General features: G+C 48.9%; 9 protein-coding genes. 5 read left to right on the top strand and 4 right to left on the bottom strand.

The annotated features are described in order from the left end of the window. Nucleotides 1–20: 20 nt before the first annotated feature. The 5 genes from ACFQ2O_RS12465 to ACFQ2O_RS12445 all read left to right on the top strand — a co-directional run bounded on the left by ACFQ2O_RS12465 (nt 21) and on the right by ACFQ2O_RS12445 (nt 7,336). Entirely contained in the window at nt 21–752 is a 732-nt protein-coding gene (locus ACFQ2O_RS12465; protein ID WP_377528064.1) for a class I SAM-dependent methyltransferase, read from the top strand. Between the two features lie 39 nt (nt 753–791). Beyond that, nucleotides 792–2,288, top strand: a complete 1,497-nt coding sequence (locus tag ACFQ2O_RS12460) for a BatA domain-containing protein (RefSeq protein WP_377528062.1) — start codon at nt 792–794, stop codon at nt 2,286–2,288. A gap of 2 nt (nt 2,289–2,290) precedes the next feature. Continuing rightward, nucleotides 2,291–4,471 carry a DUF4175 family protein gene (locus ACFQ2O_RS12455; RefSeq protein ID WP_377528060.1) on the top strand — a complete coding sequence of 727 codons (2,181 nt, stop codon included), beginning with the start codon at nt 2,291–2,293 and terminating at the stop codon, nt 4,469–4,471. A gap of 549 nt (nt 4,472–5,020) precedes the next feature. Beyond that, nucleotides 5,021–5,521 carry a DUF1905 domain-containing protein gene (locus ACFQ2O_RS12450; RefSeq protein WP_377528058.1) on the top strand — a complete coding sequence of 167 codons (501 nt, stop codon included), beginning with the start codon at nt 5,021–5,023 and terminating at the stop codon, nt 5,519–5,521. A gap of 12 nt (nt 5,522–5,533) precedes the next feature. Continuing rightward, on the top strand, nt 5,534–7,336 hold the full coding sequence (locus tag ACFQ2O_RS12445; protein ID WP_377528056.1) for a hypothetical protein: 1,803 nt from the start codon (nt 5,534–5,536) through the stop codon (nt 7,334–7,336). Nucleotides 7,337–7,643: 307 nt separating this feature from the next. On the opposite strand, the gene ACFQ2O_RS12440 is transcribed toward ACFQ2O_RS12445, so the two are convergent. From ACFQ2O_RS12440 to ACFQ2O_RS12425, 4 genes are read right to left on the bottom strand one after another with little or no spacing between them, the layout of a single operon-like run. Next, entirely contained in the window at nt 7,644–8,450 is an 807-nt protein-coding gene (locus tag ACFQ2O_RS12440) for an alpha/beta fold hydrolase (protein ID WP_377528054.1), read from the bottom strand. Between the two features lie 24 nt (nt 8,451–8,474). Beyond that, nucleotides 8,475–10,457: an OmpA family protein gene (locus ACFQ2O_RS12435; protein ID WP_377528052.1), complete on the bottom strand. Its 1,983-nt coding sequence runs from the start codon at nt 10,455–10,457 to the stop codon at nt 8,475–8,477. Nucleotides 10,458–10,472: 15 nt separating this feature from the next. Continuing rightward, complete coding sequence (locus ACFQ2O_RS12430) at nt 10,473–11,444, bottom strand: PorP/SprF family type IX secretion system membrane protein (protein ID WP_377528050.1); 972 nt, start codon at nt 11,442–11,444, stop codon at nt 10,473–10,475. A 4-nt stretch (nt 11,445–11,448) separates the two neighbouring features. Beyond that, nucleotides 11,449–16,395, bottom strand: a complete 4,947-nt coding sequence (locus ACFQ2O_RS12425) for an ice-binding family protein (RefSeq protein ID WP_377528048.1) — start codon at nt 16,393–16,395, stop codon at nt 11,449–11,451. Between the last annotated feature and the right edge of the window lie 158 nt (nt 16,396–16,553).

Genomic DNA, 16,553 nt, shown 5'->3' with positions numbered 1-16,553 from the left:
CTTGTGTCTAATAGTAAACTATGAAAGATAATTTCTCCGGCCACGCTGCTGATTATGCGAAGTACAGGCCTCAGTACTCCACAGAACTGATCTCATACTTGGTGAGTCTGGCTCCGGCGCAGCACTTGGCATGGGATTGTGCCACGGGGAACGGGCAGATGGCGGGGATGCTATCGGAGCACTTTGCAGAGGTGGTAGCAACGGACATGAGCGAAAAGCAGATTCAGAACGCGGTACCAATGCCAAACATCACTTACAAAGTAGAACCGGCGGAGCAGTCTACCCTAGCTGATGCCTCTGTTGACTTCGTAGTAGTGGCGCAGGCGGTGCATTGGTTCGAGTTCGATAAATTTTATAAGGAGGTAAAGCGGGTGCTGCGCTCAGAGGGAGTGTTGGCATTAGTGGGCTATGGCCTGATTAGCGTTAGCTCAGAAGTAGATAAGGTACTTCAGGAACTATATGAAGACATACTCGGTGAATACTGGGACCCGGAGCGGCGCTATATTGATGCGGCATATAAGACCATACCTTTTCCCTTTCAAGAGCTAGAAGTTCCAGAGCTCAGCATCCAGTATACCTGGACGGTAGAAGATATCATCAACTACCTCAACACGTGGTCAGCGGTGAAGCATTACGAAAAGAAGCAGCACCAAAATCCAGTGCAATTGATAGAACGGGAGCTTCGCGAAGTATGGCCACAACAGCAGGCAGATATAAAGTTTAACATCATCGCCAGAGTAGGCAAAGTATAAATCAAACTATTCAGTCATTCAAAATTCAGTTATTCAACATTGACCTTTCTAGCACCATACTGGCTATTTGCAGCGTCGGCTATACTTATCCCGATTGCCATTCACCTGTGGAACAAGCAGCAGGGGAAGACGGTAAAGGTGGGTAGTCTGCGTTGGCTGGAGCCATCGGCAAGCAAGCGTTGGAGCAGTATTAAGTTGAATGATGTATGGCTACTCATGCTGCGCTGCCTCATACTTATCCTCCTGGCCGTAGCACTGGCTCAGCCAGTGTGGGTGCACCAGCCGAAGGTGGAAGGCCAAAAAGCAATTTACGTTGGGCCAGAGCTGTTATATTCTTCTGCAAGAGCTTCTATTCAATCCATGCTCGACTCACTGCTGCAGCGCGGCTATACTTTGCACAGCTATACGTCCGAGTTTAAACAAATACCGCCAAAGGCATGGGAGCAACTAAAGTCTCACACCCAAGACAGCACGCTGAGCAACCAGAGCAACTACTGGAGCCTTATGCCTGCCTTGGCTGAAAGATACAGCAACCCGCAGGATAGTGTCTGGCTCTTTACATCTGACCAACAGGCTTACTTTACAGGAACTCGCCCGGAAGCGCTGCCAGAGAACATCCGCTGGATACCTGTAGCCACAACCACGACTGCTGACTGGCTGCAGGCAGCCGTAAAAACCGCACCTGATAGCCTGTTGTTGCTTGTCGGACATAGCACCCGCGAGGGCATCACCTATAGCCCTTACCGCACCAGCGCATCAGCACAAAGTATAAACTTGTCCGAGAACCAGTCACTAAAGCTGCGACTCAAGGGCGATTCAATTTTAGCTAGCACTGGTAACACGTCCAGCCAAGTTAAAATACAGGCAGAGCCGCTTCAGGTGGCGATACTTGCCAGCAAATCGCAGCAGGCGGAGGTGAAGTACTTACGAGCCGCACTACAAGCCATCAGCAGCTACACAGGTCAGCCCATCAACTTTAAAACTGACACGGCAGATGCTGATTGGCTGTTTTGGCTGCAGGAAGAGGAGCTACCGACAAGTATAAAACAGACTGTATCGCGGGGACAAAATGTGTGGGTGCAGCAAGGAGCTAAGTCATCAGGACTAAAAGCAAGTATGGCTACGGCTGCTGGGAATGAGGTGCTGGTACATCAGGTAAGCACTGGCAATAATGCTGCCGATGCTACAGCTATCTGGACAACCCAAGCAAGCGACGCGCTACTCAGTGCACAGCAGATTGGCAGCGGCAGGTTGTATACGTTCAGGAGTGGCTTTGGCCCCGCCTGGAGCGAGTTAGGGGAGAGCGGGCAACTCCCCGAGTTGCTACTACCACTGCTTTTCCCACAGGCAGAAGCAGCCAGGTATGATATGCGAGCGCTAGACGAGCAGCAACTGATGCCAACGGCCACCGCAACTGTAATGCAAGCCGCCGCACCAGAAGCACAACGTGCGCCGCTTCTGAAGTGGGTAGTACTGGCAGCGTTTATGCTATTTTTAATGGAGCGTTTCATAGCCGGAAGGCGCAGCAAAGTATAAGTATGGCAGTTGAGCAAAGCATCCATATCCTCCGTCAGATTCGCAGCCGTTATGTGCAAGCGAAGCTGTGGCTGTATATGCTGCAGGCTATAGCTGTGGCAGCCGTAGGTATAGCCATACTTTACAGGTGGCGTTTTGAAGTTCCTGCGCTGGCGTTTGTGGCTATCTCCATGATGGTGGGGGCAGTTTTATACTTCGCCCTGCGTTGGAGAAGCGTTAATAAAACAAGCCTGCAGCAGGTAGCACGGCACCTGAACAGGCAGTATCCCGCTTTAGAGGATAGCACTGAAATGCTCCTGCACGAGCCTCAGAACCTGCTTCAGCGCCTGCAACAGCAAAAAGTAGCTGGCGTACTACAGGAGCTTCACCCGGAAAAAGAGAAACCTTATACCTTACGCAGCACCGCATCCTATGTCGCTTTAGGTTTAGCACTGGTACTCACAGCCGGAATTTTATACTTGCCAGCAGCTCCACTGCCCGGTCCTAAGCAAAGCCCGGAAGTAAAAATTACTTTTCCAGACGCTCCAGCCGTTGCTGCTGATACCGCTACAACTATTGAGCAGATTGATATAACTGTAACGCCTCCCGCTTACACGGGCAAGAAGGCTTATAAAGCAGATAATCCCAATTTACGAGTAGAAGAGGGGGCAACAATAAATTGGCGCATCCGCACAAACAGACCAGCCAAAGCACTGCAACTGGAGCTGAACGAGCAGCAAGCACAGGCATTTAAGCAGGACAAGGCTGGCTATGCGTTCTCTCGCAGCTTCAGCCAGCCCACGCTGTACACAATCAACCTAAACGGGCAGAAATCTGCTTTTTATACCCTGGAGACTATCCCGGATGAAGCTCCAGCCATAGAAATCAGCAAGCCGAAAGAGTATACCGAAATCCGGCTGGGAGAGCCACAGCGGGTAAGCCTGCAGGCAAAGCTCTCCGACGATTACGGTATTCGGGAAGCCAACATGATTGCCACGGTCGCCAAAGGCACTGGCGAGGCAGTAAAGTTTCGGGAGGAGAAGATGAAGCTGAACCTGAGCGGCAACAGCCGGAGCTACAGCATCAACCAAACGCTAGACCTGCAAAAGCTGGGCATGAGCTTCGGCGATGAGCTATACTTCTACCTGCAAGCCTGGGATAACCACCGCGGCTACACACGCTCCGAAACCTTTTTTGTGCAGATTGAAGACACTACCATCGTAGAGGCCAGCTTTGACATGACTGCCGGTGTGAATCCGGTGCCGGAATATTTCCGCAGCCAGCGCCAAATCATTATCGATACAGAAAAGCTGCTAAAGGAGCAAAAGAGCATCAGTAAGGCTGAGTTTCAGGAGCGATCAAACAACATTGGTGTAGACCAGAAGCTGCTGCGACTGCGTTACGGCAAGTTTTTGGGTGAGGAGTTTGAAAGCGGCATCGGTCCGGGAGGAGGTATACCAGAGGGAGCAGAAGGCCACGAAGAGGCCCAACATTTTGAAGGCGATGGCCACGACCACCCCGAGTTTGAAAACCAAAACAGCCCGGAAGCACTGCTAGACCCTTACCTGCACAAGCACGACCAGGAAGGCGAAGCAACCATCTTCGAGCCTGCCGTGAAAGCGAAACTGCAAGGAGCCTTGGCGCAGATGTGGGAAGCAGAACTAAGACTTCGGACATTTAAACCGAAAGAAGCCCTACCGTTTGAGTACAAGGCCCTTCGGATGCTGAAGGATGTACAGCAGTCGCAGCGGGCATATGTAGCCAAAACAGGCTTTGAGGCACCGCCACTCAAAGAGCCAGAACTGCGCCTAAGTGGTGAACTAAATAAGATTACGCCACTAAACGAGCGCAACAGCATAGAGCAAAAGCAGCAGTATCCAGACACAAAAGCAGCCTTAAACTGGCTGGCCAGATACAAGCAAAACGGCAAGTATAAACCCAGCGACGCAGCCTTGCTGGAACGGGCAGGACAAGAACTGGCACAGCGGGCCGTAAACACGCCGGGCCAAAACCTCCGCGCCCTACAAGACCTGCGGCAGTTAATTTCTGAAGTAAGAACGGGAGACAAGCTGTGTGCCTCCTGTCTGGCAACAGTAGAGCGCGCTTTAACAGCCTTACTACCACCAGCTGCGCAAACACCGCAGCCCAAGCAAGTCACGCGAAGCAAACTGGTACAGGAGTATATGAAGCAGCTTGGGCAGTAAGTATAGACAATGGCCAGACGCTCGCAGGAGCTGCGCGCACTGCGAGGTCGCTTATAAGAAGGAACCTGCCCCTCCTGAGGGGATTTGGCCTGGACTCCGTCAGCGCTGGTTATTGGAATTGATCCCAGTCCTTGGGTTGAGCGCCTCGAGAGTTTCCGGTGACGAACGGAGTGAGGCAGCCCGAGGCACGAGGGCAGGAAAGGAAAGCAGCGCGATTCCCTTATCGAGGGCCCCTACCCCCAGGACGAGGCCTCGCGGCCGTGAGCGCTCCAAAGCAAAAAGTGAAACAGTTGGTGTTTGGGAGCTGGAGGATGAACGGAAGCTATTAAGAGTAGCTTGTTTGAGAATGCAGAAAGCAGAGGCAATGGAAGTATGGCAGTATCAAGTATAGCTAAGGCTGAAGCAAGTATGGCTCTACGCGCCAGTTGAGTTGCAAACTCAACACCATAAAAGCACACAAGTCTGAAGACTTGCGGCATAAAAGGAACTTACGCTAGCGAGGGAAGACTGATAATAAAAGCCAGCTAAGCAAAGTATAAAGAAGAGTAAATGATAAACTTCAAAACCCATATTGGCTTACTAACACACCTACCCGGCATGCACTACCTGGAAATCCCGCAGGAAGTCGTACAGCAGCTAGGCACGTTAAAGCTGCGCCTGCACTGCACTGTCAATGGTAAAGTAAGGTTCCAGTGTGGGTTAATGGCTTTGCGGGAAGGAAAAGCCTATATCAGTATCTCTAAAAAGCGCATGCAGGAGCTAGGGGCAAAGCTGGACGATACCGTAACGGTAAAGCTGGAAAAAGACGACAGCACCTACGGCACCAAAATGCCTGCAGAGATGGAAGAGCTGCTACGGCAGGATGAAGAGGGAAACAGACGGTTTCTATTGCTAAAGCCGGGCATGCAGCGCTACATGCTGAACCATGTGGAAGCCGTCAAAAGCGTACAGCTACGCGTGGACCGCGCCATCACGTTAGTTGAAAATCTAAAAAAGCTACCGGAGGGGAAGGAGGACTTTCGGGCTATGCTGGGCTTACCTCCACGTTAATCATACTTCACCATGCTATACCTTACTTGGCTTTTTGCAATACCTGTTGTAGTGCTCCTGCTGTGGCTGGCGTGGCGTAGGCCTAACCGGCAGCGCCTCCCGTGGCGACTGCTGGCAAGCGCTGTGGCAGGTATCAGCCTGGTGCTGCTGGTGTTTCCGCCTGTTACAAAACAAGCCATCAGCCCCAGTACTGCCATACTTTTAACTAAAGGATATGATGCTGATTCGCTCGAAGCATTACTGCAAAAGCAGGAGGCAAAGCCGCAGGTGTATACTTACAAAACGGCGGCAGAAAATAACGCTGCCCCTCTAACGTCTCTGCACAGCTTGCGCCAGAAGCAACCGGGACTACAGACGGTGCATTTGCTTGGATACGGTTTAGATGAACAAGAGCTTCAGCAATTGCAAAACCTACAGGTACAACCACATTTAACCCAGGCCCCAGCTGGTGTGCAGGGGCTAAACTGGCGACAAAGTATCAAGTTAGGTGAGGCCGTAGAAGTGGCAGGCAAGTTTAAGGCAAGTAATAAGCCGGCTAAACTATACTTATATGCTGCTGGAAAAGCACAGGATTCTGTAGCATTCAAAACCGATAGCACTTATACTTTCAATCTCCGCTATAAGCCCAAGCAACAGGGCCGGTTTGTTTATACTTTAACGGCTAAATCGGGAGAGCAGGTAGATACGCTGGGGCAGGTGCCTGTGCAGGTAGAGCCAACCCAGGAGTTGGGTGTATTGTTGCTGGCTTCGTCTCCGAACTTTGAGTTTAAGTTTCTGAAGAACCACCTGGCGCAGCTGCAGCATCGGGTAGCATTGCGCACCTCTATTAGCAAAGACCTTAGCCAAAGTGAGTGGCTCAACCTGCCGCAAAGAGATTTATCTCGCCTATCCTCAAAGCTGCTGCAGGATTTTGATGTGGTGATTACAGAGCCTGAAGCATTGCAAAACTTAAGTTCATCAGAAAGAGCAGCTTTGGAGCGTGCCGTTACCGAAGATGGCTTAGGCGTTCTGACGATTGCAGCTGCTCCTGTTGTCAGCCGTAGCACGTCCTTCTTCACAGGCTTTCAAACTAAACGGCTGTCGCAGCAGGACTCTCGCAGCGCCCGCGCCTCCTGGGCCAGTAACAGCACGGCTACAGCCACGGCAGCACCTTATACGTTGGCAAACACAACGGCAGTCAAAAGCCTGATAGCAGAAGATGATGGCAACAATTTAGCCGGAGCCAAACGCGCTGGTTGGGGAAGTATTGCTATGAGTTTTGTGCCGCAGACGTTCCCTTGGGTTTTAGAGGGAAAAGAGGAAACCTACGCCAGCTACTGGGCTCACCTATTAAGCGGATTGGCAAAGGAGGAGTCACAGGAGAAGTTTTGGCAGCTTGTAAAACCGCAGGTGCCACAGCCGAACCAACCTACTATACTTGATTTTACAGATTATACTTTGGCAGATGGTGCGGCAGCTCCTACGGCTATCGTCATCTCACTAGTAGACTCTACAAGTATAAGCTTGCCGTTAGCTCAGCAACAGTACCAGCCGGAGCAGTTTAGCGGTACCTTCTGGCCCCGCCGCAGTGGCTGGTATCAGGTGCAAACAGCTGATGCTGCGCCCTACTTCTTCTTTGTGCAGGATTCGTCTGATTGGGAATTTGAAAGTATAGCCGCCCGAAGAGAAGCCACACAAGCTTTTGCAGCGCAGCAAAGTATAAGATCAGCAGAAGACACTGCTATAGCCTATAAAAAGGAGCCTGTATCGCTGCTATGGTTTTTTGCGTTGTTTGTGCTCAGCAGCGGCTTTCTGTGGCTAGAAGAAAAGTTCTAAGTATGAGCTGACACAGATCTCGCAGCGTGCGAAGTTCTATATCAATTTTGAATGAGTGGTTGAGTGATTGAGCGAATAATTGAATAAACAAAGAATCTGTCGTCTTGTAAAGATCTTGGTGGCGGAGCGCTAAAGCCGTTGCTACTGGCCCACAAGATCCTTACAGAATGGTAAAAAGGTACAAAAGAGAAAGGATCAAGTATAATATTCTCTTTACCACTGCATCATTCATTCAAAAATAACCGCTGATGCCTGCAGAACCCTGGACACTGAGAGGTTCTAACTTTCCTCTATAAACTCAGGTCACTTACTTTACGCTTGTAGCAAAAGCGTCTATCAGACGAGTAAGTGCAGGCACGGCTTCCAAGTTTAAAGTATGGCCAGCTTTTGGTATAGTTTCCAGCTGCGCATTCGGGAGAACGTCAGCCATTGCCTTTCCCATTTCAGCAGGGCATAGCAAGTCTTCCTCTCCATGCACCAGCATTACAGGCAACTGCACGCCTTTCAGCTCCTCCAGGTAATTACCGCTTTCCTTTATCGCTGCTAGCTGGTGTAGCACGTTTTCGTTTATAAGAGATTGATTGGCTTTACTACCTCGTAGTTTCTCAATGCTGATAATTGGCTTCAAAAAATAGCTTCGGCTTAGAACCATCGGCAGCATGACATCCACCATCAGCGCAGTGCCTCCCGCCTCTAACGCAGCTTCCCAAGTATGGCAGATGGCTTTAAAGTAAGTATCTCTATAAGCAAAGGTGGAGAGCAGTACACCCGCCTGCACTAGCTCAGGGTTATTTACCAACACCCGTTGCGCCACCGCTCCACCAAAAGAAATACCGACAAGTATAATTTCAGGAAGTTGTAGCGCCTGCAACAGGTGCGCCAAATCAGCGGCATGGGCTTCAAAACTGCGAGGCTCAGGCGCGGCATCTGCTTTGCCCTGGAACAGCAGGTCTACCAGCACCAGTTTATACTTCTTCCCGAGCGTAAAGGCCACTCCCGCCCAAGCTGTGGTAGTTTGTGTGAGGCCATTCAGGAATACGAGCGTCTGCGCAGCATTGGGGCTTCCCTGCACTTCATAGTATAGCTGGTTTCCGTCCGGAAGGGTGTGCTTCATTCCTTGCTATCTTGCCAACAGGAGTTATCTCAGAATTTTAAATTCGGTGCGGCGGTTCTCCTGGTGCTGGTCTTCTGAACAGGAAACGTCATCTTTACACCTGTTAATCAGTCTGGTTTCTCCGTAGCCTTTTGCAACAAGGCGCTCCCGTGCTATACCACTTGAAATGATATAATCTACGGCAGACTGTGCTCTTAACTGCGACAGCATCTGGTTATAGCGATCTGATTGGCGGCTATCGGTATGTGAGCTTAATTCTATTCTGATGCTTGGATTATCCTTCAGCAGCTGCACCAGCTTATCCAGCTCACGGGCAGCTTCCGGTTTGATGTCGAACTTATCCAAGTCATAGTAGATGTTTTCCAGCACAATTGGTTTGTTTGGGGTATCGCGGTTAAACACCATCTCCACCTTCACAGAATCAGTGTTGAAGCGGCAATCCGGAGACACCACCAGCGACTGCGTGAGGTACTTGGGCTTGGTACCACGGATGTTATACTTCATCCCTGCCTTAACCGGAAAAGTAAAATTACCATTGGCATCAGAGTATACTTCTATTGCTTTATCAGAGCCATCTTCATACAATTGCAACAGCACATTCGGCACCGGTACTTCTACCTTTCTAACTGTTCCTGCCTGCGCCAGGCGCTCTACTGTTTTACCGGTTAAAGTACACGGTATCCTTACCTCTTCAAACGTCAAAATATCATCAAATCCACTCCCCGAAAGGCGGCTGGAGGAGAGCATGCCTTTTGTACCCGTACTATCAACGGCAATACCAAAATCATCCTGTGAGGTGTTCAACGGATATTTCAGGTTTACCACCCCCGTCCACGCTCCATGTGTACCTATGGCTTTAAACAGGTCCAAGCCTCCCATACCAATATGACCATCAGAGGAGAAGTATAAATTGCCATCTTCACCTATACTTACAAAGCTTTCGCGGCCACTTGTATTAATCTTTGGGCCTGCATTGATGGGTTTCCCCCAGGAGCCATCTGCTTGTCGCTCGCTATAGTACACGTCTGTTTCACCAAGCCCCCCAGACATATCAGACACAAAATACAACACTCTTCCATCTGGCCTGATGGCAGGGTGCCCTATCGAGAACTCTTCTGTATTATTATACTTGAAAGGCTGTATGTTTTCCCACTTCTCCCCTTTACGCTTTGCGGTGTAAATGCCATGCCGGTTGGTGTGCGTACTGTTTGCGCTTCCTTTAAACCAGCTGGTTGGATCACCACTCGTAACTCCCACTCTGCGCTTTACCACGTGGGTACGGGTAAAAAACAGTGTCTCTTCTTTCTCCAGATAATCGGCTGGCCCGTTGTGGTAAGCTGTATTTACTGACGATGGCAGCGGAGCAGGCGAAGCCCAGGAAGTATCTGTTTTGGCTTTGGCAAAGTACATCTGAATAAAGCCGTTCCCCGTCCAGTTATTCCGCTCTGTTTGCTGCCGCTTGTCAGACATCAACCTATCCGATGCTAAGAACAGTCCTTCCTTTGTTCGTACCGGGCTAAAGTCTGCGCCTGCAGAGTTTATTTCCTTTAGCTGCTTCAGGCTAAAAGGCTTTGGGTTTTTCATCCATACAAGGGCCGTATCACAGGAGGCAGCCATACGTAGCGCCAAAGCACTTTGGGCTGGTACTTTGCGGCCATACTCCAGAAACAGCTGTTTTGCCTTTTCGTAGTTGGCATTTCGCTTTGATGCTTCGGCGTATAGATAGATGTTGGAAGGATCTGCGTTGGGGAAAGAGATAGCCTGTGCATACCAGAACTCAGCTTCTTTACTGTTGTTAAGGATGCGGTAGCTATCGGCAATGCGCTGCACTACCGTCAGATTTGGCTCTCCGGTTTCTAATACTTTTTTATAAGCTTCCAGCGCCAGGCTGAACTCAAAATTGCTGAAGTACTTGTCAGCCTGCTTCATATCCTGCGCCAGCACAGCCAAAGGTCCGGCTGTAGCTATCCAGAGCAGCAGTAGAGCAAGGGTAAACGTACGCTTCATAAGTGGGTACAAGGGCTATAGATTTCGAGGAGTCAGGATGCGCCCATACTTCTTCTTGAGGAAAGTATAGCCTAACGAAACCTCATGGCTTGAGTAACTTTTAAGTTCGGAAAGGCTAATATCGTAAGAATATCCTATACGCAGCTTAGGTGTGGCGTAAATTTGTGTGATTAGTGCCAGCGCATTCCGTTTACCCAACTGTTTCATCTGCTGGTTTGTAAACAAAGGCATGGCTGTTCTGTAGGAGGCTCCGAACCACACGCGGTTATGCAGCAGCACAAAACCGTTTATATCAACACTGGTCGGGCTTCTAAAATCCTCTTTCAGAAGAATACTTGGTTTTAGCCGCACATTACGGTTCAGATCAAACACATAGCCTGACGAAAGAAAGAAGTGTGGACGAGGCGTGGTTACTTCTGTTTTATCATCTTTAAAAGGAATGATACTGGCAGCGGAAAGGCCAGCATAAAAGCGCTCTGTATTGAAGAACGCTCCTAGTTTCAGGTCAGGCAGTATCTGCGATATGCGTCCTTGAGGTATAGCCTTGTCTGGCATTTCGTTTCCCGGATCCAGCTTGGTACCATCCAGTGTATACTGCGATGCACCTACCGCCACTCCAAACGCCAAGGTCGAAAAGCGATCCAGGTTAATACGTGTGGCTATATTTGCATAAGCCGCTGTCTGCGATTGTGCCCCTAACTCATCATTCACGAAATGCAGTCCCCAACCCAGGCGCTTGTTATAAGTAGGCCCATCAATGCTCAAGGTTTGTGTTACAGGAGCACCTTCCAGCCCTGTCCACTGCATTCGGTAGGTAGAGTTGATGTGCAGGATTTCCTTACTACCCGCATAAGCAGGATTGATCACCAGTTCATTGAAAATGTACTGGCTGTACTGAGGCGCCTGCTGGGCATACGTGGCTGGCGCCACCAGAATGATGCCGAGCAGGATAAGAAGTTTATTTGCCGCCTTTGAAATACTACTCATTATTTTACCGTACTATCATCACATACCCTTTAAACACCTTTTCTTCGCCATCACACAGCTTCACGCGGGCCACGTAGTAATATGTTCCCTCGCTCAGCTTATCGCCAGTCCAATTATTCTGATAAGACTTGCTTTTGTAGACCTCATTTCCCCAGCGGTTAATGATAGTCAAGTCGTTGTCAGGGTAATTTTCGATATTCCGAACAATCCATTTATCATTGTCGCCATCGCCGTTTGGAGAGAATACGTTCGGGAAAAACAAGTCACTTTTTGCTAGTTTAGGATTTGGTATCAGGCCAACAGATGCCGTAGTACAACCGCCGTTACTTGCCGTTACCTTTATCTCACCATCACCGCTACCAGCTGCTACCGTGATACGGGTTGTACCTTGCCCGGAAACGATAGACCAGCCTGCTGGAATAGACCAATTATAAGTAGTGGCTCCTGCCAATGCCTCTACTTCATAAGTCAAGCCTATACATGGTGAGCTTAATTCTACAATTTCCTTAAGGCCCTGCTCATCCAGGGTGCTTACCTTTATTGCTACAGGGTCTGCTGTTCCACAACCTGTGCTAGCCACTACTGACACGGTTCCTGCACCTGTTCCTGCTTTTACCGTAATGGTGCCGGTGCCATTTCCTGAGATAATTTCCCAGCCTGTTGGCACTTTCCAGGTATAATCCGTGAAGCGGCTGGCGTCAGACACACGGTAGGTTGTGGTACTACCGGCACAAACACCTGCAGCACCCAGGATAGCGCTTGGTGCTTTTGGTTTTTCCTGCGTAGGGCTTACTTCTATTTCTGCGGCACCAGCCTCTCCACACTTGTTTTTCGCTTTTACGGTTACCTTACCACCCACCATAGTCGCTTCTACTGCTATGGTGCCTGTGCCTTGGCCTGAAACTATTTTCCATCCTTGTGGCACGTCCCACAAGTATGAATCTATGTTAGTGTTGGCTGTAACAGAATAAGTAGAACTGATACCACTGCAAGGGCTCTTCGGGCCTATCTGTATTTGGGCGACAAGAGGAGTGCTTTGCGGCGAAACTTGTAGGGTTTGGCTGCCACCATCACCGCATGGGTTTATAGCGGTAACCTTGATTTGCCCTGCTTCTGTACCTGCCTTCACCGTTATACTTGTGGTATTATGTCCTTTCTCGATAACCCAACCCGCTGGCACGTCCCATCTATAACCCGAGGCTCCTGCTACAGAAGCAATGGAATAAGTTAAGTTTTCAGTACCCTGGCAGAAAGTATAAGCAGGAGCCGTTATAGCACCTGGCGCAAGAGGGGTAGTTGTAGCCGGGTTTACAGCTAGTACAGTTGTTCCACTGCCACCACAGCCGTTCTTTGCTGTAACGGTGATATTACCGGCCGTGCTGCCCGCCTCTACTGTGATACTGGTAGTACCCTGACCTGTAAGAATGGTCCACCCTGCCGGAGCATCCCAGACATACTCTGTTGCGCCGGTTACTGAATTAATGCTGTAAGTAAAGTTTTTCTTTTGACAGGTAACCTGTTCTCCCGTAATAGCACCTGGCTTGTCTGGTGCAACAGAAGAAACAACAATTGTTTTTGTTGCGGGCGCACCTTCATCACAATCATTCTTGGCTGCGACAGATATTTCACCGGCTGTAGTACCGACTTTGATTTTAGCACTGGTCGTGTTCTGTCCTGATACGATAGTCCAGCCGGCTGGTACCCGCCATACATAGCCGGTAGCACCAGGTACATCTGCAATGCTAAAAGTACCTTCCCGGCTTTTACAAATATCAACAGTACCTTTTATTTCACGAGGAGCAGCAGGAGCACTATTTGCAGGAGTAACTTGTAGCGTTGTCTCTGCCCCTGCTCCGCAACTGTTAACGGCAGACACACGCACGCTTCCTGCTGTTGCAGTTGTCAAAACCTTTAATGTTGTTCCTGTGCTATCTCCTACTATGGCCCAATCATCTGGCTTGTTCCATCTATAAGAGAGTGCATCTTTTACAGGCTGTATACTAAAGGTATATTCTTTGTTGATACAGACAACCGTAAGGCCTGTTATCGGCCCCGGCTTGTTCGGAACACCATCTGTTATAACTGTTGCCAATTGTGTGTCACTGGTTACGCCACAAGCATTTATCGCATGTACTGCAATGGTTGTAGGTACACTACCCGCATTCACAACAATTTTGGTAGTTCCGTTTACCGATACAATGCTCCAGCCACTGTTTTCGCCAACTGACCATTTGTATGAAGTGGCTCCAACTACTGGTTGTATGCTGTACTCAACGTTTTTCTGATTTGTACAAACGGAGGCAAGGCCGGAGATGGCACCAGGCTTATCAGGTGGAGACGGAACAACTGCCACAGCAAGCTTTGCTTCGGCTCCTTCACCGCAATCGTTTACAGCAGCCACCGTTATTGTACCACCTGTTGTTCCAGCAGTTACTTTGATTGTTGCTGTATTCTCTCCAGAAGTAATAGTCCAACCGACAGGCACCCTCCAGGTGTAGCTTTTCATGCCAGCGATCGGTGTTACTTTGTACTCATACCCACTTTCTCCTTGGCATACTTCTTTGGGCCCCGTTATGGTAGCAGGTGGAGCAGGCACAGCAGCTTGAGGGTTAACACTCAGCTCTCTCACGCTACTCTCGCCACATGCATTAATGGCTTTTACCCTAATTTTTGCAGAGGCAGTACCCACTTGCACATCTATAGTAGTGGTATTATTGGCGGAGGTGATCTTCCAATCTCCTGTTACCTCCCACACGTACGACGTTGCACCACTTACCGCTGCTATACTATAAGTACCTGTCTTGCTAACACAACCATATTGAGAACCTGTAATAGTCCTTGGTGTAGCAGGCTTGGTAGCTGTTGGCTGAATGGTGATAGCACTCTTAGCGCTAACGTCGCAATCATTGACAGCAATAACAGATAACTCTCCACCGTTACTGTTGGCGTTTACTTTGATTGTATTTGCATTTTGATCCTGCCCAAGCGCAAAAGTCCATCCTGCAGGCAGGGTCCACACGTAGCTCGTTGCCGAAGGCACAGGATCGATGGAGTATTCTAACCCTACTGAGTTGATACAGGTATTTACATCACCAGTGATAGGTCCAGGTGTTAGGGGAGCTGTACTTACAGGCTTCACAAGTAAAGACGTGGCAGGACCTTTATCACATGAATTTTCAGCAGAAACGGATATGATGCCTTCACTACTGCCTACTTCTACTGTAATCTTATGCGTTTCTTCTCCGGAAGTAATTTTCCAGCCCGATGGCACATCCCAATAGTACCTGATTACTCCGTTTACAGGAGTTACTTCATAGGTAATAGATTTACCAACGCAGCCTTGCCCTGACCCTTTTATAGCAGACGGTGCAGCAGGCGGTCCAACATTTATGACCACCTGTAGTACTTGTTCTGCTCCGGGGCCGCAGGCATTGGTCGGGATTACTGAAATTGTGCCACCTGCTGTACCTGCATTTACTATAATCTCGTTTGTGAAATGCCCAGAAACTAATGTCCAGCCTTCTGGCAGGTTCCACGTGTACTTATTGGTATTTGGTAGTGGATCTACACGGTAGATCAGGCCTTTAGCGCCTATACAAAGGTTGGTAGGCCCTTCTATTACAGCAGGTTTTTCAGGGACACCTAGAACAGGCGTAACTTCTAAAGATCGAGCCGGGCCTTCACCGCAAATGTTGCTCACTTTTAACGAAACAAACCCCTGACTTGTGCCAGCGGTTACTTCAATCCTTGTCGGATCATTAGGGTCTACTAGCTTATAGCTCCAATCGGGGGGCACGTTCCAAGTATAACGAGAAGCTCCACTTACAGGCTCCACTCTATAAACATACTTGTTTTTGGCACAGACTTCGGTAGGACCTAAAATAGGAGTAGGTTCAGATAACAGCACGCAAAAGTTTTGCACCACGCTGTTGTTCTGTATCGTTTCATCAACGCCAGCCCCTTCTACCAAAGCGCTTATAGTACTGAGGCCGGCCTTGTTGATCAAAGCTTTGATCTTAAGTTCAGCAGTTTCTCCATATTCTAACGCCCCGACTGCCCAGGTGCTTGTAAGCGGATTATAAAGCGTTTGCGCTAAACTCGAAGTAACCTGGCTAATGGTTCCAAGTATGTTTATATCACGTACTTTTATACCTTCTTCGTTTACCGGGCCTCTGTTTACTACTTTTACATCATATACAATCTCTTCACCGAAGGCATAAATATCAGGACCTAGAGCCCCTGCGCTACGTGTAATAGAAATTGATAGGTCTACGGGGAGGCTAAGAGTACTATTTTTTAGGTTAACTTCTCCATACAACGACACTAAGCGCCCAAGCAAACGTGAGCTTTCCATTCTGGCGTTATCTTCTGCCAGAAAATTACCAACCATGTCAGAGTTTGAACTTATCTGTACCTCATTATCTACAATAAAAAAAATATTCTTGCTAGTAGCACCGCTTTTGAGGAGAATCATGGCGTTGTTGGTAGCTGCAAAGTTGCCACCAACTTTTATGATAAAAGTGGCATCGGGTTTATTTAGCCCGTCCAAGGTCAGCACACCTGCCAGAGAGGCATCACCAAGTATAGTATAGACTCCCGGCGTTAAGGTTTTACCGGTTAAGTTAGAAGCTGTGAAGCCGAAATCAGTGCGAAGTTGCCAGAAAGCGTTGGCAAAGGCGGCTCTTGCATCCCTTTGAGCGGCAATGGCTACCTCATCTTTTATATGCCTTTCGCGTTTTACAGAGCCTGCAGGCAAACCGGCAATAGGGCCATCGGCTACACCAACGCTTGCATTTATGGTAGTGCCCCCTGCATCAGACACTTTACTCCACCCTAGTACATTGAAATCATAGGCCACACCAAGAGATGGAGCTTGCTGAGCAAGAGCAACAGCAGACGTAATGCAAAAGCATACTATTGAAAGTACAACTTTTTTTAACCAGCTTCTCATCAATGGTGACTGTATAGTTTTCCTATAATTACTTTCTCCTAAATTTAAACAACCTGATGCTGCAAAGGGTGATACATGGTACGAAATCAACCACTTATACTCAGTCTATATTTAGAGGACATTTTTCCTGGTGCAATATTAGACTATAATGTTTACAT

This window comes from Pontibacter rugosus, assembly GCF_042678745.1.
In the GTDB taxonomy this organism is placed as follows: Bacteria; Bacteroidota; Bacteroidia; order Cytophagales; family Hymenobacteraceae; genus Pontibacter; species Pontibacter rugosus.
The sequence above is the reverse complement of the archived record's forward strand: the minus strand, read 5'-3'. Positions and strand labels throughout refer to the sequence as shown.

What these genes read in the sequence shown, in the direction of transcription:
- ACFQ2O_RS12465 (WP_377528064.1), top strand. Translation starts at nt 21, where the DNA reads ATGAAAGATAATTTCTCCGGCCACGCTGCTGATTATGCGAAGTACAGG.
- ACFQ2O_RS12455 (WP_377528060.1), top strand. Translation starts at nt 2,291, where the DNA reads ATGGCAGTTGAGCAAAGCATCCATATCCTCCGTCAGATTCGCAGCCGT.
- ACFQ2O_RS12450 (WP_377528058.1), top strand. Translation starts at nt 5,021, where the DNA reads ATGATAAACTTCAAAACCCATATTGGCTTACTAACACACCTACCCGGC.
- ACFQ2O_RS12445 (WP_377528056.1), top strand. Translation starts at nt 5,534, where the DNA reads ATGCTATACCTTACTTGGCTTTTTGCAATACCTGTTGTAGTGCTCCTG.
- ACFQ2O_RS12440 (WP_377528054.1), bottom strand. Translation starts at nt 8,450, where the DNA reads ATGAAGCACACCCTTCCGGACGGAAACCAGCTATACTATGAAGTGCAG.
- ACFQ2O_RS12435 (WP_377528052.1), bottom strand. Translation starts at nt 10,457, where the DNA reads ATGAAGCGTACGTTTACCCTTGCTCTACTGCTGCTCTGGATAGCTACA.
- ACFQ2O_RS12430 (WP_377528050.1), bottom strand. Translation starts at nt 11,444, where the DNA reads ATGAGTAGTATTTCAAAGGCGGCAAATAAACTTCTTATCCTGCTCGGC.
- ACFQ2O_RS12425 (WP_377528048.1), bottom strand. Translation starts at nt 16,395, where the DNA reads ATGAGAAGCTGGTTAAAAAAAGTTGTACTTTCAATAGTATGCTTTTGC.